This is a genomic window from Streptomyces sp. NPDC087844 (assembly GCF_044742785.1).
In the GTDB taxonomy this organism is placed as follows: Bacteria; Actinomycetota; Actinomycetes; order Streptomycetales; family Streptomycetaceae; genus Streptomyces.
Map to the genome: position 1 here is coordinate 327,464 of NZ_JBIUVD010000001.1, position 18,941 is coordinate 346,404.

The window sequence follows — 18,941 nt, forward strand, 5'->3', positions numbered from 1 at the left end:
CATCTGTTCACAGCGGGCGCGGTTACGCCTCCCAAACGGCGGCGGCTGTCCGGTCGTCGGCGTACCCCTTGACCCGCACCGTGCTGTCCGCGAGGAACGCGGCGACGCCGGGCGGCTCGCTCCCCGACCAGCGTGCGGTGAGGTGTTCGACCAGGCGCGGCTCGCCGCGCAGGGGTTCGGCGAGCCCGCCGCTGCACAGCAGGAGCGTGTCGCCCGGGCGGGCGACGGAGGCACGGAAGCGGAAGGGGTCGCGGGGCGGCGGTTCGGGCGCCGGTTCGTACGGGCTCGGGGGTGTGGTGATGCCCAGGTCCATGGTGAGACGGTCACCGTCGGGTGTCTCGTGGGGCGCGTCGCGCGGTGTCTCGTGGGGCGTCCCGTGGGGCAGCGATCCGAAGCCGACGACGGCCTCGCCCGTGGTGTCGGCGACGCGCGGTTCGATGTCCTGCCATTCACCGTCCCGCAGCCGGAACAGACCGCCCGTACCGACGCCGAAGAAGACGCGCGTACGGCACTCGGGGTCTGCGGGCAGGAGCAGGCAGCGCAGGCTCGCGGTGTACTCCTCGGGTTCGAGGCCCCGCTCGACGGCGCCGGCCCGCAGTCTGCCGAGGCTGCGGTCGGTGAGACGGTGCAGGCCCGACTTCAGGTCGCCGCGCCGGGCGGCCCTGATGTCCTCGGCCAGCCGCGCGTGGCTGCGGCCCACGGCCCTGCCGATCCACTGGCAGGCCTCGGCGGCGGCGCGGTGGGCGTCGGGGGTGGCGCGGGCGCCGGTCGCCATGGCGACCAGGACGAGCGCGTCGTCGCCGGTGCCGAAGCGGGCGGTGAGCAGGGAGTCCCTGCGCGGCTCGCCCCGGAACCTGGCGGAGTCCCCGCGTACGGACACGGCGCGCAGGGCGTACGTCCCGTACGAGGCCCCGTCCAGCACGGTGTCGGCCACGAGGTCGTCGAGGTCGTCCGGGTCCGCGGGCGGCAGCGCGGTGGGTTCGGCGTCGTAGGTGGGCGGGCCGGAGCCGACGTGGTCGAGCGGGGTGGGGGTTCGGGGCACCCGCAGGACGGGCTGATCGACCTGGTTGCCCCGGTCGGACGGCGGGGCGGCGGGGGTGTCGGCGCCGGTGGGCGGGGGCGCGATGGTCGGCGGGCGGCCGGGGGGCTTGGAGGGTGGGGCCGCGGCGGAGGGGCGCTTGCCGGGTCCCGCCGCCTCCGAGGCCGGCGGAGGCACTTCCGCGGACATGGCTGTGGGCGGTGCTGCGGGCGTGCGGAACCCTGTGGGGCCCTGGCCCTGCTCGAAGGTGGTCGGGCCCGGGGGGTCCGCGGGCGGGGCTTCCCAGGGGGCCCGCTGCCGCTGGAGTCCGCTGCGCCACAGGGGGTCCGTCCCCGCCCCTTCGGCTTCGGCGGGGGCCGGGTCGGTGGGCACGGGGTCGCGCGGGTCGCTCGCGGCGCCGCCCCGGCTCTCCGCGGCCGGTGCGCTCGGGGGCCACCACGGCGGGGGCATCTTCTCCGCGAAGCCGTCCGGGGGCGGCCCGGCCGGGTGTGCGTCGGGTGCGGGCCGTGCTGGCCGGCCGCGCCGTTCCCCGCGCTCCTCACCGGGCTCGGTGCTCAGCCCCGCCGAACCATCCACGGGCGACCCAGCCGGGTGCACGTCGGGTGCGGGCCGTGGTGGCCGGCCGCGCCGTTCCCCGCGCCCCTCACCGGGCTCGGTGCTCAGCCCCGCCGAACCATCCACGGGCCGCCCCGGCGGGTGCACGTCGGGTGCGGGCCGTGAGGGCCGGCCGCGCCGTTCCCCGCGCCCCTCACCGGGCTCGGTGCTCAGCCCCGCCGAACCGTCCACGGGCCGCCCCGGCGGGTGTGCGCCGGGTGCTGGTCGTGGGGGCTCGTCGTGCCGTTGCCCGTGGGCCTCACGCGGCGGCGGGACGCCTGGGTTCTGGGTGGGTGGTGTGCCCACCGTGTCTGTCGCCGAGGCGAAGCGGTCGTCCAGGGAGTCCGGTGCGGGCGCCGGCCCGGTGTCCCCCGTGGAGTCGTCGTACAGCTGCCCCCACCAGTCGTCCTGCTGACCGGTCGGCCTCTCCCCCTGCTGGCTCATGCCCGTAATTGTCCACCGCTGAGGCCGGATGAAAACGGGGCATCGGCAAAAACCAGCGATACGGGACCGCCGGGCAGTCCCACCCCCCACGGGAGAACCACCCGGCGGCGCCTGTGTGACCGGGCTCCGGCGGCCCACGTCACGGTCTGGGCGGCCGGACCCCTCGCGGAACCGGCCGGTCCGGCCCCGAGTGCGACCCGCTCACCTGAGGCCGAGCTGTGTACACCGGACAAGTTCCACCTGCCGTCCCGTTCATCCGCGGTGGCCCACATTCTTTCGATCATTGGCCGGTCCGCGCGGGTTGGCGCCAGTCCTCGCCGGGGCAGTGCCCCGTACCGTCCCGGCGCCACCTTGGCAGAGACACGGACGGTACGGCGATGATGTGCCGAGGCGGTTTTACGCCGTGGCCGTTTTCCGCCACGGCCGGTGTTCGGGGAGGGGCGTCGCCGCATGCTCGAAGCGACAGGTCTGGCTGCACTGGGGCTGGACGACACACATGAGTCGGCGTACCGGGCCCTGGTGTCCGTGGGCGCCGCCGACGTGCCCGATCTCGCACGTCGGCTCACACTCGGCGAACACGACACCGAACGCGCGCTGCGCGGACTGGAACGGCACGGGCTCGCGGCCCAGTCGTCGGCGCGCTCCGGCCGCTGGGTCGCCGCGCCGCCCGGCGTCGCGCTCGGCGCGCTGCTCACCCAGCGGCGCCACGAGCTGGACCAGGCCGAACTGACGGCGGCGGTGCTCGCCGAGGAGTACCGCGCGCAGGCCACCGAACCCGCCGCGGTCGACCTGGTGGAGGTGGTGACAGGTGCCGCCGCGGTGGCCCAGCGCTTCCTGCAGCTCCAGCTCGGCGCGAGCGACGAGGTGTGCGCCCTGGTCACCGGCAACCCCGTCGTCGTCTCCGGGACGGACAACGACGCGGAGGAGCAGGCCGCCGGCCGCGGCGTCCGCTACCGCGTGGTCGTCGAGCGGTCGGTCCTGCACCTGCCGGGCGGCATCGCCGAACTGTCCGCGGCCCTCGGCCGTGACGAGCGCGTACGGGTCGTGGACGAGGTGCCGACCAAGCTGGTGATCGTCGACCGGACCCTCGCCATGGTGCCGCTGACCTCGCAGGCCCTGGAACCCGCCGCGCTCGTCGTCCACGCGAGCGGGCTGCTCGAATCGCTGTCGGGTCTGTTCGAGTCGGTGTGGCGGGACGCCCTGCCCCTGCGCCTGGGCATGCCGGCAACGCCCGGCGAACCCGGCACCGTCGTCGAGGAGGAGCGGGACGGGCCGGACGGCACCGACCTGGAGATCCTCTCCCTGCTCCTCGCCGGGCTGACCGACGCGAGCGTCGCCAAACAGCTCGACCTGGGGCTGCGGACCGTACAGCGCCGGGTGAAGCGGCTGATGGAGCTGACGGGCGTGGCGACCCGCCTCCAGCTCGGCTGGCACACGTACGAGAAGGGCTGGGTGGCCCGGGGCCCACAGGACTGACCTGCGGGTTCCTCCGTACTGGGGCACCCTGGGCAGATGGGAGCGTGGGAACTCCTGCTGGTCGGTGTGGTGATACTGCTCGGCCTGAGCGGAGTGCTGGTGCCCGGCGCGCCGGGGTCGTGGCTCGTGTGGGCCGCGGTCCTGTGGTGGGCTTTCGAGGATCCCCGGGCGCTCTCCTGGGGTGTGCTCGTGGGCGCCACCGGCGTTCTCCTCGTCGCCCAGGTGATCCGCTGGTGGCTGCCGCCGCGCAGTCTGCGGGCGAGCGGCGCCACCCCCCGCATGGCGGTGTACGCGGGCGTCGGCGCGCTCCTCGGCTTCTTCCTCGTGCCGGTGCTCGGCGCGGTACCCGGCTGCCTCGGTGGCGTCTACCTCGCCGAACGGCTGCGGCTCGGCAGCCACGGGGACGCGATGACCTCCGTGCGCCGGGTGATGCGCCGGGGCGGGACGAGCGTGCTGGTGGAGCTGTTCGCCTGTCTGCTGGTCGCGGGAGCGTGGCTGGGAGCCGTCATCTGGGGCTGACAGGGGGCCGCCCGGGTCCGCGGATCGCGGCCGTCGAGCCGTCGGGCCGTCGGGCCGTCGGGCCGTCGGGCCGTCGGGCCGAACGAGGAGGCCCCGCGCTGGGGTCCGCCCGCACCGTGCGTCACCCGGCGCGGCCGGGCAGGTCCGCGAGACCGGCCAGGTCCGTGAGATCGACGCTGTCGGCCAGTGCGCGCATGCCCGCGTCGTTGAAGTGGAGATGGTCCCCGGAGTCGTAGGCGGCTCGCATCCGGTCCGGCCGGGAGGGGTCGCGGACGGCGGCGTCGAAGTCGGCGACCGCGTCGAAGAGCCCGCCGGTACGGATGAGCTGGTTGACCGACCGGCGCACGCGCTCGCGGGCCGCCGTGTGACCGCCGTGGCCGCCGAACGGCGTGACGGTGGCGCCGACGACCCGGATGCCGCGGGCGTGGGCGCGCCGGACGATCTCGCGGTACGCGGCACCGAGGGCGGCCGGGTCGGTCTGGTTCGGCGCGCTCTTGATGTCGTTGACGCCCTCCATCACGATCAGTGTGCGCACCCCGGTGCGGGAGAGCACATCGGCGTCGAACCGGGCCAGCGCGCTGGGCCCGCGCCCTTCGAGCAGCAGCCGGTTGCCGGCGACGCCCGCGTTCAGTACGCCCTGCCGCCGGTCGGCCGGCAGGGCGCGGAGCCGCTCGGCGAGCCGGTCGGGCCAGCGGCGGTTGGCGCTCGGTGTGGAGCCGGAGCCGTCGGTGAGGGAGTCGCCGAGCGCGACCACGCTCCCGGGAGCCTGCGGACGGAGTACGTCGACGCCGGTCACGTAGTACCAGGAGGTGGTCGTGGCCTTGTAGGCGGCGCCGCCAGCCTGCGCGGCGCGATTGCCGTCCAGGGCGAGGAAGTTGGTCTGCAGCGCGTCGCGGTGGTAGGTCGCGGGGCCCGAGTCGCCGGGGGTGTGGAGGGTGACGAGGAGGTTCGTGGCGGCGGGGACGCTCAGGGTGAGGGGATCGCTGACGACGTCCTTGCCGGCCGACACGGTGATCTTCTTCCGGCCGCCGAAGGTGAGGGTGCGCATGGTGCCGGAGAGGGCGTTCGGGCTCTTGGGCGCGTTCGGCCGCTGTCTGGCCAGGGTGGCCGCGCCGAGGACCAGCGGCAGGGTGCCGAGCCGGTTGGAGATCCGTACCCGAAGGGCCGTACCGCCGACGCTCGTACGGACGACGTTACGGATCGAGGCGCCGGGCAGCGGGGCCGCGGTGCCGGAGGCGGCGGCCTCCCAGGTGCCGGTCCAGTGCTCGGGGGCTGCCGGGGGCCCTCCGTGCGCCGCGGCCGTGCCCGTCAGGGTGAGCGCCAGCGCGCCGGCCAGGGCGGTCAGGGCCCGGCAGGCGTCTCTTCGTCCGACCTCGACCATGCGTTCCTGCCTCCCACCGACGGAGCCCGAAGAGGGCCCGCGGGATACAGGTACCGGGGCCCGGGGCCAGGATCCGGTGCGCGGGGCGCGGAAACCGTGTTTGGCTGCTGACATGACCGCATTCAGTGAAGCCGAACGGGCGTACCTAAAATCCCAGCGGCTGGGCCGCCTCGCCACCGTCGACCAGCACGGCCAGCCGCAGGCGAACCCGGTCGGCTTCCATCCGCAGGACGACGGGACGATCCTCATCGGCGGCTATGCCATGGGAACCACCAAGAAGTGGCGCAATCTCCAGAAGAATCCGAAGGTCGGTCTCGTCATCGACGACATCGTCAGCCTCCGGCCCTGGACGGTACGCGGAGTGGACATCCGTGGGGACGCCGAACTCCTGACCGGGCCCCACGAGTTGGGCCCGCACTTCAGCGAGGAGCTGATCCGTGTCCATCCTCGGCGGATCCACAGCTGGGGTCTGGAGGATTAGCCGGGGACGGCCGGCACTCGCCCGGTGGCGCCTCAGCGGCCTTCGAGGGTGAGGAGCTGGACCTTTCGCTCCAGCCCGCCCGCGTATCCGGTGAGGGATCCGTCGGCGCCGATCACGCGATGGCACGGGCGGACGATCAGCAGCGGATTGGCGCCGATCGCTCCGCCGACGGCCCGCACGGCGATGCGCGAGGCCCCGATGCGCGCGGCGATCTCGCCGTACGTGGTGGTCGTGCCGTAGGGAACGGAGTCGAGGGCGTCCCAGACCTTCGCGCGGAACTCGGTACCGCTCGCCCGCAACGGCAGCCGGAAATTGGTGAGTTCACCGGCGAAGTAGGCGGCGAGCTGCCGCTCGGCCTCCGTGAAGAGCTCCGGCGCGTGCCGCCAGTCGGGCCCGACCGTGCGTCCGCCCTTCTGGCCGGGCACGGACAGGGAGGTGAGTGCTCCGGACTCGTCGGCGGTGAGCAGGAGTTCACCGACGGGGCTGTCGAGGGAGGTGTGATACGTGGTCACTTGTCTTCGCTTCCCGGCTGCTGGGCAGCCGCTTCGAGGTGGCGCAGGGCGTAGGAACGCCACGGCCGCCAGGTGTCGGGGACCGGCGCTCCGGGCGGGCCCACGTCGGGGTCGCCGAGCGCACGGGTGCGGATGACGGCCACGACGTGGGCGTCCAGGCCGGGCAGGGCGTCCAGGGCGGCCCGAGCCGCCTGGCGGTCGGCGCCCGGGTCGAGCCGCAGGCCGCCGTCCGCGAGGGCCGCGGCGAGGGTGCCCAGGGTGCCGCCCGACTCCACCAGGGAGGCGGGCTCGGGAAAGACGTGCGTGAGCGTCCCGCAGGGCGAGTCCAGCGCTTTCCCGTACGCCCGCACGAGCCGCTCGGCCTCGCGGGGTCCGACGAGCGCGCGTACGGCCAGTTCCTCCGGGTCGGCGGCGCCGGGCGAGCGCAGTCCCGGCCTGGCGGCGACCAGCGGGGCGAGCCGCGGGTCCGTGCCGAGCCGCTCGTCCACGGCGTACGGGTCGGCGTCGAGGTCGAAGAGGCGGCGCAACCGCTGGACGGCGGTGGTGAGGTCGCGCAGGTCGGTGAGGTGCAGTCGGGCGTCGAGCCAGCCGCTGCTGTGGGCGGACGCGTCGGACAGCCGCTCCCCGACGGCGGCGATGCCCGTGCCGTACGGCAGCCGCAGGGTCCGCCGGTAGGTGCGGGACCCGGGGGCGCCCGTCACCTCCTCGATGCCCGGCACCGCCTCGGCGCCCAGCAGGTCGAAGACGGCGGCGGCCCGGTACGGGCCGCGGTGGGCGAGGCGCAGCGGGATGCCCGCGGAGGGGGTGGCCGCCGGTCGCGTCCCACCGCGGTGCGCGGGGGTGCGCAGCCCGGTCGGTGTGGAGGCGTACACGGTCCGGATCGTGTCGTTGAACTGGCGCACGCTCGCGAATCCGGCCGCGAACGCGATCTCGGTGACCGGCAGCTCCGTGGTCTGCAGGAGCACCCGTGCGGTGTGGGCGCGCTGGGCGCGGGCGAGGGCCACCGGGCCCGCGCCCAGTTCGGCGGTGAGCTGCCGTTGCACCTGGCGGGCGCTGTAGCCGAGCCGGACCGCGAGCCCGGCGACGCCCTCGCGGTCGACGACTCCGTCGCCGATCATTCGCATCGCACGGCCCACGACATCGGCGCGTACGTTCCACTCGGCGGACCCCGGAGCGGCGTCCGGGCGGCATCTGCGGCAGGCCCGGAACCCCGAGCCCTGTGCGGCGGCGGCCGTGGCGTAGTACCGCACGTTCTGCCGCTTCGGCGTCACCGCCGGGCAGCTGGGGCGGCAGTAGATGCCCGTCGTCCGCACGGCGAAGAAGAACGCCCCGTCGAACCGGGCGTCCCGGCTGCGTACGGCTCCGTATCCGGTCTCCTCGTCGATCACCGTTCCAGTCTGCGCCCCCGCCGACGCGCGGGCTGGCGGATTTCGGACGCGGCGCTGCCGACGCCCCGGTGGGTCGGGGGGTGGGCGGGCCGGCCCACCCCCCGCGCACCTCAGTGCCGGGTCCGGTTACCGCGCTTGACCTCCATCGCGGCCCGTCCCTCCGCGCCCCGGCGCTTCCACTCCCGCCGCAGTTCGTTGCGGACGCGCGCGTCGGTCTTGGCCACGATCCGCTGGTTCTCGCGCAGGAGCTTGCGGTAGCTTTCGAGCCGCCGCTCGGGCAGTACCCCGGCTTCGAGCGCGGCCAGTACCGCGCACCCGGGTTCGGCCACGTGCGCGCAGTCGAGGAACCGGCAGCCCTGGGCCAGCTCCTCGATCTCGGCGAACACCTGCCCGACACCGCTACTGGCGTCGAAGAGCCCGACCCCGCGCAGGCCGGGGGTGTCGATCAGTACGCCACCGCCCGGAAGCACCAGCAGATTCCGGGTCGTGGTGGTGTGCCGGCCCTTCCCGTCGACGTCACGCGCCGCCCGGACGTCCATGACATCCTCCCCCAGCAACGCGTTGGCGAGCGTCGACTTGCCCGCGCCGGACTGGCCGAGCAGGACGGAGGTCCCGCCGGACACGACGGCGCCGAGCACGTCGAGCCCGTCCCCGTCCGTGGCACTGACGGCCAGCACCCGCACGCCCGGCGCCGCGGTCTCGACGTCCTGCACGAGGTACGCCAGGCCCACCGCGTCCGGCACGAGGTCGGCCTTGGTCAGCACGACCAGCGGCTGGGCCCCGGACTCCCAGGCCAGGGCCAGGAACCGTTCGATCCGGCCGAGGTCGAGCTCCACCGCGAGGGACACCGCGATGATCGCGAAGTCCACGTTGGCGGCGAGGATCTGCCCCTCCGACCGCTTGGACGAGGTCGACCGCACGAAGGCGGTACGACGCGGCAGATACGTCTGTACGTAGCGGGGGTCCCCGCCGGGGTCGACGACGGCCCAGTCCCCGGTGCAGATGACCCGGAGCGGGTCGTTCGGCGTCACGAACTCGGTGTCGACCCGCACGGGCCCGTCCGGGGTGATCACGTCGCACCGCCCGCGGTCGACCCGCACGACCCGCCCCGGCACGAACCCGCGTTCGAGGTGGGGGGCGAATGCAGCGGCCCACTCGTCGTCCCAGCCGTAGGGCAGGAGGGGGTGGGCCGAGGACGCGGAAGGAGAGGGAAGAGGAGAAGAGAAAGACAAGGGGTGACCCTTCGAAGGGTGGCCCCGGCCGCGCGCACTCGGGCGCGGAGAAGAAGGTTGTCAGCCGGTGACCACAGAGGTGGATTCGATGCACTTCCGGATGCGGGCAGTGCCCATCGCCATGACAGCCATCGTTCACACCTCCTGGAACCGAGCAGGGTCATCCGCGGCAACCACCGGCCGCCGCTCCAACAGAACGGAGCTTAGAGCTGCCCGGCCCCCGGCGCCATCGAATTACGGCGCACCCGGCGGAGCAGGTGCGCCCTCGCACCTGCTCCGCCCCGGCTTCCTACGCCACCGTGTAGTTGACGATCAGGAACACCTCCGTCACGGCGTCCACCGGCAGCGACCGGAAGTCCGTCGCTCCGGTGCGGCGCAGTCTCACCGTCCAGTCGTCCAGGTCGACCTCGCCGCCCGTCAGATCCCTGGTGCCTCGATGCAGGCCCTGGAAGGTGGGGTCCGGGCCGATGGGCAGCAGGTCCGCCGCTTCCGTGCCCAGGGGCGAGAGCTGGGCCTCGAAGGTGTGGGCCGGGTCGGCGGGGTGGACGACGATCTCGATGCCCCGGGCCTTGTGCGAGGTGAAGCCGCGGGTGAAGAAGGGCAGGCGGGCGGTGAGGTCGCCGAGGTCCAGTTGCTGGTCGTCGTTCGTGCCGGACGGGCGCAGGAAGCGGTACCAGGCGTCCGGGTACTCGCGGCGCAGGTCGAGCACCCGGTAGAGGCCGCGCCGGGACTCGGCGAGGGCCGACTCGCTCAGGCTCTGGCGCAATTCGGCGGCGGCCTGGGTGCGCAGGACCGCGCCGCCCTCCCGTGCCGTGTACCGCAGGTGCAGTACGGCGTCGGAGATCGAGGCGAAGTCGAACTGCGGCAGATCCTTGTTGAGCCTCAGCTGCCAGGAGCTGACGGCGCCCGCGCCCTCGAAGGGCAGGTATCGCTCGTCACGGAAGCTGAGTTCGAACAGGCCCTGGTCGTCCTGGGCGGTACTGGTGGCGATCGACTGGACCGCGCCCACCTCGTCACGGAAGCGGGGATCCTCCCCGGCGGTGTCCCGCGCGTACTTTCCGGCCAGCAGCGTGGCGTCCTTGCGCAGCCGGTTGCCGGTGAGGGTGAGGGTGCAGGCGACGGTGGTGGCGGGACCGGTGACGCACGGGATGGTCAGGCCGACCGTCTTGAGGCGACGGAAGTAGTGGCCGGGGTAGTCCAGGTCGAAGGCCGACTCGGGGATGTCGATGAAGCACTCGCCGTTCTGCCGCAGGCGCAGCAGTGCGACCGGGTCGAGCAGGGCCAGTGAGACATGCTTGGTGAGTTCGTACTCCCGGCGGTTCTGCTCGTAGTACGCCGTCTCCAGGCGGCGCAGGTCGTGGGCGAGGCGCTCGCCGGACACCAGGCCCTTGCGCAGACTGTCCCAGGAGCCGAAGCGGACGTAGTCGGAGTCGGCGAGACCGAGTTCGTAGCGGAAGCAGCGTTCGGCGCGGCGGGCCATGTCGTGGGCGAGCCGGTAGCTCTGGAAGAAGAGCGTGGACAGCTGGGTGACGGTCCAGTCGTGCAGGTCCTGGTTGGTGAACTTGCCGCGCAGGAACTCGTCCTCGCCCGCGGCGTGTTCGATCCGTCTGTCGTGCTCGGTGAGTTCGTGCTCGGCGATGCGGATCCGTACCTTCGACGCGGTGATCTGCCGGTCCGCCTGCACGATCTCCTGGTCGGCGAGGTCGCGCTGCAACTGCCAGTCCTGGGCGCGGCGTTCGTACGAGCCGATGGTGTTGGTCATGCCGGCGCCCAGCTGGGCGATGCCTGACAGGCCCTTGAGGGCGTCGGCGGTCTTGCCGAGGGAGTCACTGACCTGCTGACCGCTGACGGTGAGGGTCACGTGCGGGGAGCCGCCGAAGCCGGAGGCGCCGGCCGTGACCTTGGGGATGAGGGCGGTGGGCGCGGCGAGCAGGTTGAGGACCGCACCGGCGGCCTCCAGGCCCAACGCGCCGATGGTGAGGCCGAGCCAGGCCTTCTCCCAGCCGTTCCAGCCGTCGGCAAGCAGGCTCCTGTAGTGGTCGCGGCGCTTGACGGCGACCTTCTGGCCCTCCTCCAGGCTCTCCCGGCTGCGGGTCTCCTCCTCGATGCGGGCGACCCGGACGAGCCTGGTCTGGTTCAGCACCTGCTGTTCGTGGGTGGAACGCAGCTGGGCCATGGCCTCGGCGTCCCGTTTCTCCAGGGCCGCGAGCATGGCGGCGCCGAGGGATCCGACCTCCTCGCACATCTCCTTGGCCTGCTGGATCGTGAAGGAGAAGCGGTAGAGGGGCAGGGGTGCGTTGAGGTCGGCGACGGCCGCCGTGACGTCGCCGCCGGCCGCGGCCCTGCCGATCAGGGCGCCGGGATCGAGTTCGGGTTCGAACAGCGGCAGGGTGCGCTCGGCGCCCGCCAGGTTCATGCAGTGGCGGATCTTGAACAGCCTGTCCTCGACGGTGTCCCAGAGGCCGAGGAGTCTGCTGTTGTTCGGGACACAGAAGTACAGGACGTCCAGGCGGGGCAGTTCCGGCCCTTCCGCGTCGCCCTCGACGCCGCCGGCGTCGGTGTCCGCGAGGAGGTTCTCGATCTCGACGAGGGCGTTGCCGAAGTCGTCGATGTGGTCGGTCTGGAGCTGGTGGTACGTCCTGGCCTCGTCCGGTGTGGTGCGCGGGACACTGCGTGGGCGGGGGCCGAGCACGGAGGCGGCGAGGACGTAGAGCTGCGTGGCCTCGTTGACCGTCTCGATGGTGTCCTGCTCGAACAGCTGGTCGGCCCAGGCGATCAGGGTCTGGACGTACTTGATGAGTACGTTCTTCTGGTAGGCGACCGTCCGCATCCGCGCGATCAGATGCGGGTTGAAGGGGTTGTTGCGCCACTCGGCGACCTGGGCGCGCAGTTCGGCGTCGCCCTGCGCGATCGCGCGCAGGATGTTCTCGATCCGCTGTGCCTGGTACTGGGCGGTCGTCGTCTCGTAGAACTTCTTGGTGATCCAGAACTTCTGCTGGGGGGTGTCCGGGTCGGGGGTGGCCGTGTCGGTGCTGGTGGGGTCGAAGATGTGGTGGAACCACTCCAGGGCTTCCTCGAACCGCTGGTTGGCGGCGAGTTTCTGCGCCAGCAGCAGCGGGGCGTGGAAGAACAGCTCCCAGTTGTAGGGGGCGTACGCACCCCGGTAGCTGAAGTCGACCTCCTCGACGGGCCAGGGTCGCGGGACGTTGAACTCGGTCGGCTGGTAGGCGGCGAAGTCGAACGGGGCGGGGGCGCCGGGCACGCTGTGCGGGTCGGTCTGGATGCGCCGGTTGAGGATGCCCTTGACCCCGCCGGTGTTGAGTTCCTTCACGAACAGGTCGGTGTACGGGTGGTAGTGGATGTCGAAGCGGACATTGGCCCAGGTCCAGCCGCCCCAGCTGGAGAAGAACCAGAACCACCAGGTCCAGGCGGAGAACGACATCTGGTAGGTGCGCCGCGAGTCCCACAGGAAGGAGGTGCCGTACTCGCCGTCGACGGGCATGTTCTGTGCGGTGGAGTCGATGACGGAGTACGTCGAGCCGGCTTCGACGTTGTTCGCCAGCCACAGCGAGAGGGCCTGGGAGTGCGCGGGGAAGAAGTGCGGCTTGAGGGTGTTCTCGAACAACGAGTTGTACGAGAAGTACAGCGACCGGGTGTCGTGCTGGATCAGCCCGTCGGTCAGCCGGCTCTGGGCCGGTGAGGCGAGGTGCTCGTAACGCGGGGCCGGGGTGGTGAGGTTGATCTGGCGGCCGGTCTTGTCGAAGGCGATGAGGCTGCGCGGTGCGGTCTGGCTCGTGTCGCGGCTGACATGGAGCTGGGTGCGGATGCCGTCGGGCAGCGTACGGGCGCGCAGGGCGATGTTGCGCGGGGTGGTCGCGCCCGCGGTGGACTGCCAGATGACACCGGCCCGGTCGGAGAGGACCTTGGGGGTCCAGCGGCCCTTCTTCAACTCGCTCCAGAACATGCGTACTTCCCAGAACCTGTCCGGCTGCGGCAGCGTGGCGAAGGAGTTGGCGCCGGGGGTGGCCACCGTGCTCTGCGCGACGGCCCGCTCCAGGAACTGCGGCCACAGCAGATGGAGCCGGCGGTGGTGCACGGCGGTCACCAGGTGGCCGGAGCCGATCTCCAGGTCGATCCGCTCCCAGGGCGTCCAGCGGGCCCCGTTCACCTGGCGCCGGTAGTAGTACTCGGCGCCCTGGCTGGAGCGGGTACGGCCGACGACGTGCAGATAGGTCTCGTCGGCACTGACGACCTCGGTGTGCTGGGCCCTGATCTCCAGGTTGGCGACCTTGTCGAGGTTCTCGACGTATGTCCTGAAGGCGTCCTCGGCGCTGTCGGCGGTGACCTCGTTCTGCATGAGCTCCTGTTCGAGCTCGCGGAAGAAGGGGGACTTCTCGTCGCGCAGTTCCGGCTCCAGCCAGTTCTCGGGGTAGAGGAACACCTTCCTGTTGGCTTCCCAGACCCGGTAGCGCTTCATCCAGGTCCACTGCTTCCAGCGGGGGTCGAGTTCGGTGGAGGCCAGGATGTCCGGCTCCAGGTTCAGCTGGACGCGTTGTACGAACAACTGGGCCGAGGCGCCTGCCTGTTTGAGGCGCGAGGTGAGCATGCAGGGGCTCATCTCGACGTCGATGAGGAAGTACTCGTAGAGCCCGGTGCTGTCGCTCCAGGTCTGGCCGAGCGCGTCGGCGGGGTGCGCGACGAGCCAGTCGACGAGGGCCTTGCGCTTGCGCTCGCGGAAGAGGTCCTGGAGCGGCCGGATCACGTCCTGCCACTGGCTGAGGTCGTACTTCGCCTTCACGGTCTGCTTGAGGCTCTCCGCGGTCTCCTCCCCCGGTTCGGCGACCGCCCAGGACAGGGCCCGTGCCGCGCCCACACCGACCCGTGCGAGTACGGCGGCCACGCCGGCCAGACGCGGCAGCTGGTCCGGGTCGGCGAGGCGCACCTTCACCTCGTCGAGTCCTGTGTCCGGATCGAGCCAGCCGAAGGCGGTGACCAGGGCGTCGAGGTCGGCGGGCAGCCAGCCGGTGAGGACGGCCAGGTCGGTGAGGACGGCGGCCGTGGGCACGGCAGGGTCGAGGACCCGGGCGGCGAACTCCAGCGCGGTCAGCGGGGCCGGGGGAAGCGCGGCCCGCCAGGTGAAGAACCCGACCAGGGCGGTCCACTGCCGCAGGGGTACGGCTGTGCCCGTGTCGTCGACCGGGAAGTCCCCGGGGTGCATCCAGCCCAGGCCGCTCGCCCGGCCGTCGGTCAGCCACCACTCCACATCGGCGGCGGTCAGACGCAGTGCGGTGACGACGAGCGCGTTCTTGTGCAGCAGCCGCAGCGCCCGGAAGGCGGCCGGGAACTCCTCTTCGGTGGGCAGGTGCCGGTAACCGCCGTCGGGCAGCCGCTCCAGGAGGCGGGGGTCGCCGAGGTCGGCGAGCAGGGTGCCGGTGGCGCCGGGCAGGCGCAGCGTGCTCAGCAGGGCCGTGGCGGCGGGCACGTTCAGGCGCAGCAGGTCGGCGCTCTGCTGGGCGACGTACGCCGCGCGTCGGGTGGTCAGCAGGTAGGCCTCAAGGGCGGGCTGGACGTGGCCGAAGCGGGCGTCGACGGCCTGCTGGCGCTCGGGCGGGGTGAGCCCGGCGGGCAGCGCGGCGAGGCGGGCGCGGGCTTCGGCGAGGTCGAGGATCCCGGTGAAGTACCGCTCGATGAGCGCGTCCCGATCGGCCCGGGTGCCCTGCCAGCTGCCGTCGGCGAGGGCGAGCGCGGTGACCTGGTCGGCGTCCGCGACGAGCGCCGGCAGCAGTCCGAGCCGGGCCCGGACGTATGCCTCCGGGCTCTCCTCCGCCTTGCCGCGCAGCTCGGTGGTGATCTTCTCCAGGCCGGTGCGCAGTTCGGTGAGGAACGCCGTGACGGTCCTGTTCTCCAGCGCGGTCGCGGAACCAGGGGTGCTCCGGTGGGCGAGCAGGTGGTCGAGCTGGGCCACCGTGATCGAGGAGCCGGACACCAGGGCGGTGAGGTCGGCGAGGGCGAGCAGGTCGTCCGGGCCGCCGAACGGGTCGTCGTCCGACAGGCGGACGAGCCGCAGGAGCTGGTCCACGGTCAGCCGCAGTGCCTTGGCGGCGACGGCGACGCGGTGGATCGCGCCGAGGAGGTCCAGGTCGAGCGGGGTGCCGGCGGTGGCCTCGATCGAGTCGAGGATCAGCCGGAGGTCGCCCTCCCGGACACGGAAGGCGGCGAGGATGCCGGGCACGTGGTCGCCGACCGTGCCGGTGATGTCCGCGGGGTCGGCGGGGAACTGGGCGACGGCGCCGACGAGCCGGTTGCGGAACAGGCGCTGGTACTGCGTCTCGGCCTGCGCCGCTCCCTCGTCGCCCCAGACGCGGTGCGGGCGGTGCTCGATCCCCCGGAAGAGGCTGCGGACCTCGCTCCAGGCGAGGCCGAGACGGGTACGCAGCCGCAGCAGCCCGGCCAGCTCGCGCAGCGCCCGGTCGGTGATCACCCCCGGGGCGATCGGGGTGGCGGCGGCCGTGAGCGTGTCCTCGTTCGGCGGCAGCAGCACGTCGAGTTCGGCCATCGTCCATGCCTGGGCCCGCCACAGCCGCACGAACCGGTGGACGCGGTCGAGCGCGTCGGCGTCCAGCCCGCCGACGGTGAAGGCGGAGACGTCGCACTCGGCGCTGTCGCCCTCGCTCGGCCGCACGATCCGCAGGCTTCCCGCGGAGTTGACGTAGGCCGTCTCCAGGAGTTGCAGCAGGCCGGTGTAGGCGAGGCCGGTGCGGTGCAGCAGGACCGGGACATTGCCGAGGACCTGGATCCAGGTGCCGGTGACGCGGCGGGAGGGGTCGTCGGGGTCGGGAATGTCGTTGTCGGTCTCGGCGAGGCCGTAGAACTCCCAGGGCTCGCGTCCGGGGAGGTTCCCGGTGACGATCAGCCGGGCCGTCTCGGTCAGGCCGAGCCGGGCGGCGGCGAGCTGGGGCGCGCTGAGCGCGCCGGGGCCACCGCGGCGCAGCAGGTCGAGGAGGTCGGGGTGGGGCACACCGAGGTGGTCGAGGTAGGCGCGGCTCTGGAGGTGGGCCAGATCGAAGGGCAGGTGCAGCGGGAAGACCTCCTGGCGCAGCCGCCGGTAGGCCTCCTGGTTGGTGTATTCGGGGCCGGCCCGCAGTTCGGGGGCCGAGGCGAAGGTCTGACGCGAGACCAGGACACGCAGTTCGTCACCGCCGTCGACCTGGTGGCGGGAGATGGTGTAGGCGTGACGGCTGTCGCGGACGGTCCACCGGCCGCGGCTGTCCGGGGCCTGCACCCGGGCGTCGGCGGCGACGGTGATGCCCCGGGCGGCCAGGCCGGCCCGCAGCTCCCCGGAGATCTGTCCCGCGGCCAGTTCGGCGGCGAGTGCCGGGTCGAGCAGGACGGGCGCCGGGGGTGCGACGACGTCCTCCAGGATCTCGTTGACCAGATCGACGTAGGGCAGCGGCGTCTCGGTGTTCTCGCAGCTGAGTTCCAGGGCGCCCAGGTCGGGGCGGCGCGCCAGGAGTACGTCCCGCACGCTCTGACCGGAGTGCGGCCCGGTGCCCTGGGTGCCGCGCTGGCCGAGATAGCGCAGGACGTCGACGAAGTACGCGGCAGGGCTGTGCACGGAGCGGCAGGGACCGCAGGCGCAGTAGTCGACGGAGCCGAACAGGGTCCGCAGGTTGGGCAGGGTGCTGATCTGCGCCTGGGTGGCGGCGTCCGGGCTCTGGTCGGGCAGGGCGAAGGGGGTGGCACCGGCGACGGCCAGGTTGTAGTCGCCGTACAGGGCCAGGGACTGGGCGTAGATGTTCTCGGCCTTGCGGTACAGCCGCTCGGCGGCCGTGTCGGACAGCGCGGCGGTGTCCTCGGCGGCGGCGATCCGGTCGGCGAGGATGCCGTTGCGTCCCGCTGCCGCGCCGGTGACGGCGGCGGTGAACTGGCCGCGGCCCAGGAAGTAGACGGCCTGCGCGGAGTCCAGCCCCCGGTCCCGCAGGATCTTGACGGAGGAGTAGGCGGGGTCGAGCTTGAAGGCCCGCTGGACCGATTTCAGGTCGGTCACCAGGGTGTCGGGGTCCGGGATGCCGTCGAGTGCGCCGGGTGTCTCGTCGATGTAGTGGTCGAGACGGACGCGGTCGAGTTCGAAGGCCGGGTTGTGGTCGAGGAAGTGGACGAGTTGCCGGTCGTCCTCGGGGGTCCCGGCCGCCAGGGCTCTGCCCGCGTCGCGGGCGCGGTCGAGTTTGCCGGTGAACGACGCGGTGGGGAAGGCACGTTCGAACTGCCGGTCGAGGCCGGCGGCGTAGTTGCGCCGCTTCTCCTCGGGGGTGTTCCCCTCGATGTCGTCGGGGACGCCGATGGGGCCGCCGCCGGGTGCGGGTTCCTGGAGCTGCCGTTCCCACTCGTCCCGCGAGAGCCGGGCCAGGGAGCGCTCGAACGCTCCGCGTTCCTCGGCGACCTGTGCGGCGTGTGTGAATCCTGCCGTCAGGCCGCTGAAGCGCTTGGCAAGGGCGCCGACCAGGGGGACGTGGTTGCGCGTGAGGCCGCCGAGTTCCAGCGAGAGCCGTACGCGGGGCACGGTCGCCGCGGGGATCACCTCGTCGTCGGCCACCTTGTCCCAGAAGTCGTCGGCCGATCCGGAGAACGAGGAGAAGGCCTCCAGGAAGGCCGTCTTGTGTTCGGCGGCGTCGGGGGTCAGATCGACCAGGTCGCCGACGGTGCCCTGGCCGTCGCCGAGCACGGTGTCGCCCGTGTACCGCAGCTTGATCTTGGCGAGCGTCTCCAGGACGGCCGGAATCCGGTCCTCGACGGCGACAGGGACGAGATTGTCCGCGAGGGCCGTCTCCAGAAGGGCCTTTTGCGTCTCGATGGCCAGTTCGGACAGTGCGCGCAGCGTCGTGTCCTCCAACCGCGCCATCCGCTGGGGGTCCTTGATGTCGTCGAGGAGGGACTCGCTGAAGATCGAGGGCTGGCCCTGCCGCAGGAAGGCGAAGAACTCCTCGGCGGCGAGGGGCACCTTCTCCCGGGCGGTCTTGGCGGCGAGCCGGTGGCAGCCGACCCACACGCCGACCGCGAGCGGGGTGCGGCCGGTCTCCCCCGCCAGGAAGGTGATGTCCTGGAACCGGTCGTCCTCGCGCAGTTCCACCGGCGGTACGGAGTCGAGCAGCGGGCTCAGTTCGGTGCTGACGACTTCCCACTCGGAGGCTCCGGGGTAGTCGCGGGTGCCGAGGGTGAGGTTCCACTCCAGGTCGTCGGGGACGTTGAACCGGACCGGTGTGCGCAGGAGTTCGGCGCCGTCGGCTCCCAGGACGCGCAGCACGAGGTCGGCGCTGTCCTTCTCGGAGCGCCTGAACTGGTCCTCGCTGTAACGGATCTCGTACGTCCCGCTCCGCAACTGCGCGCTGCCGAGCCGCTCTTCACTGCGCAGGTCGCGGTCGAGCGCTTCGACCTTGCCCTGCTTGAGCGGTTTTCCCGCCCGGTCGCGCACCTCACCGTGTACGCGTAACGGCTTCTGGGCGGGCTCGCGGTCAACCGTCAGGTCGATGACGGTGTTCTCTTCCAGCCGCTCGTACGGGCTGTCGCCCAGTCGCTCCTGTCCGCTGAACACCTTGATGCGGCACAGGGACTGGGTGGCCGAGTCCTCCGTGAAACCCTGCCCCTGGAAGGAGACGGCGTACCGCCCGTCCTCATCGGTGGTCGCGGGCTCCCCGACCTCACGCTCCTGCGCGGAACTCCCACTCTTGACGAAGACCCGGACGGTCAGGCCGGGGTAGGGCACTCCGGAGACGCTGATGACGCGTCCCCGGACGTGGAATCTGTCGCTCGTCGCCTGCATGGTTCGCCTTCCCCCGCTTGATCGGTACTCGGTTCGCTTTCGCGTTCGTCGTGTGCGC

General features: G+C 72.5%; 9 protein-coding genes. 3 read left to right on the top strand and 6 right to left on the bottom strand.

Features of this window, described 5'->3' with window-relative positions; translation table 11 throughout:
• Positions 1–22: 22 nt before the first annotated feature.
• Positions 23–2,077: a protein phosphatase 2C domain-containing protein gene (locus ACIOKD_RS01355; RefSeq protein ID WP_402076624.1), complete on the bottom strand. Its 2,055-nt coding sequence runs from the start codon at positions 2,075–2,077 to the stop codon at positions 23–25.
• Between the two features lie 450 nt (positions 2,078–2,527).
• Here ACIOKD_RS01355 and ACIOKD_RS01360 point away from each other — a divergent pair, with 450 nt between their 5' ends.
• Both ACIOKD_RS01360 and ACIOKD_RS01365 read left to right on the top strand, forming a co-directional pair.
• Positions 2,528–3,553 (top strand): winged helix-turn-helix transcriptional regulator, encoded by a 1,026-nt coding sequence (locus tag ACIOKD_RS01360; RefSeq protein ID WP_402076625.1) that lies wholly within the window; start codon positions 2,528–2,530, stop codon positions 3,551–3,553.
• Positions 3,554–3,589: 36 nt separating this feature from the next.
• Complete coding sequence (locus ACIOKD_RS01365; RefSeq protein ID WP_402076626.1) at positions 3,590–4,072, top strand: DUF456 domain-containing protein; 483 nt, start codon at positions 3,590–3,592, stop codon at positions 4,070–4,072.
• 121 nt (positions 4,073–4,193) lie between these two features.
• Here the strand turns inward: ACIOKD_RS01365 and ACIOKD_RS01370 are convergent, their stop codons facing one another.
• Positions 4,194–5,453: an SGNH/GDSL hydrolase family protein gene (locus ACIOKD_RS01370; RefSeq protein WP_402076627.1), complete on the bottom strand. Its 1,260-nt coding sequence runs from the start codon at positions 5,451–5,453 to the stop codon at positions 4,194–4,196.
• Between the two features lie 112 nt (positions 5,454–5,565).
• Between ACIOKD_RS01370 and ACIOKD_RS01375 the strand changes: the two genes are divergently transcribed.
• Positions 5,566–5,934 carry a PPOX class F420-dependent oxidoreductase gene (locus ACIOKD_RS01375; RefSeq protein WP_402076628.1) on the top strand — a complete coding sequence of 123 codons (369 nt, stop codon included), beginning with the start codon at positions 5,566–5,568 and terminating at the stop codon, positions 5,932–5,934.
• Positions 5,935–5,966: 32 nt separating this feature from the next.
• Here the strand turns inward: ACIOKD_RS01375 and ACIOKD_RS01380 are convergent, their stop codons facing one another.
• The 4 genes from ACIOKD_RS01380 to ACIOKD_RS01395 form a co-directional block, all read right to left on the bottom strand.
• Positions 5,967–6,446 (bottom strand): methylated-DNA--[protein]-cysteine S-methyltransferase, encoded by a 480-nt coding sequence (locus ACIOKD_RS01380; RefSeq protein ID WP_402076629.1) that lies wholly within the window; start codon positions 6,444–6,446, stop codon positions 5,967–5,969.
• The gene (locus ACIOKD_RS01385) at positions 6,443–7,831 is read right to left on the bottom strand and encodes a DNA-3-methyladenine glycosylase 2 family protein (RefSeq protein ID WP_402077666.1); all 1,389 of its coding nucleotides are present in this window, start codon (positions 7,829–7,831) and stop codon (positions 6,443–6,445) included. The genes ACIOKD_RS01380 and ACIOKD_RS01385 overlap by 4 nt, the downstream gene beginning before the upstream one ends.
• A gap of 113 nt (positions 7,832–7,944) precedes the next feature.
• Positions 7,945–9,066, bottom strand: coding sequence for a ribosome small subunit-dependent GTPase A (rsgA, locus tag ACIOKD_RS01390; protein WP_402076630.1), 1,122 nt, complete (start codon positions 9,064–9,066; stop codon positions 7,945–7,947).
• 289 nt (positions 9,067–9,355) lie between these two features.
• Positions 9,356–18,883: a neuraminidase-like domain-containing protein gene (locus tag ACIOKD_RS01395; protein ID WP_402076631.1), complete on the bottom strand. Its 9,528-nt coding sequence runs from the start codon at positions 18,881–18,883 to the stop codon at positions 9,356–9,358.
• Between the last annotated feature and the right edge of the window lie 58 nt (positions 18,884–18,941).

Excerpts from the sequence above, each read along its gene's own strand:
- ACIOKD_RS01355 (WP_402076624.1), bottom strand. The coding sequence starts at position 2,077 with ATGAGCCAGCAGGGGGAGAGGCCGACCGGTCAGCAGGACGACTGGTGG.
- ACIOKD_RS01360 (WP_402076625.1), top strand. The coding sequence starts at position 2,528 with ATGCTCGAAGCGACAGGTCTGGCTGCACTGGGGCTGGACGACACACAT.
- ACIOKD_RS01365 (WP_402076626.1), top strand. The coding sequence starts at position 3,590 with ATGGGAGCGTGGGAACTCCTGCTGGTCGGTGTGGTGATACTGCTCGGC.
- ACIOKD_RS01370 (WP_402076627.1), bottom strand. The coding sequence starts at position 5,453 with ATGGTCGAGGTCGGACGAAGAGACGCCTGCCGGGCCCTGACCGCCCTG.
- ACIOKD_RS01375 (WP_402076628.1), top strand. The coding sequence starts at position 5,566 with ATGACCGCATTCAGTGAAGCCGAACGGGCGTACCTAAAATCCCAGCGG.
- ACIOKD_RS01395 (WP_402076631.1), bottom strand. The coding sequence starts at position 18,883 with ATGCAGGCGACGAGCGACAGATTCCACGTCCGGGGACGCGTCATCAGC.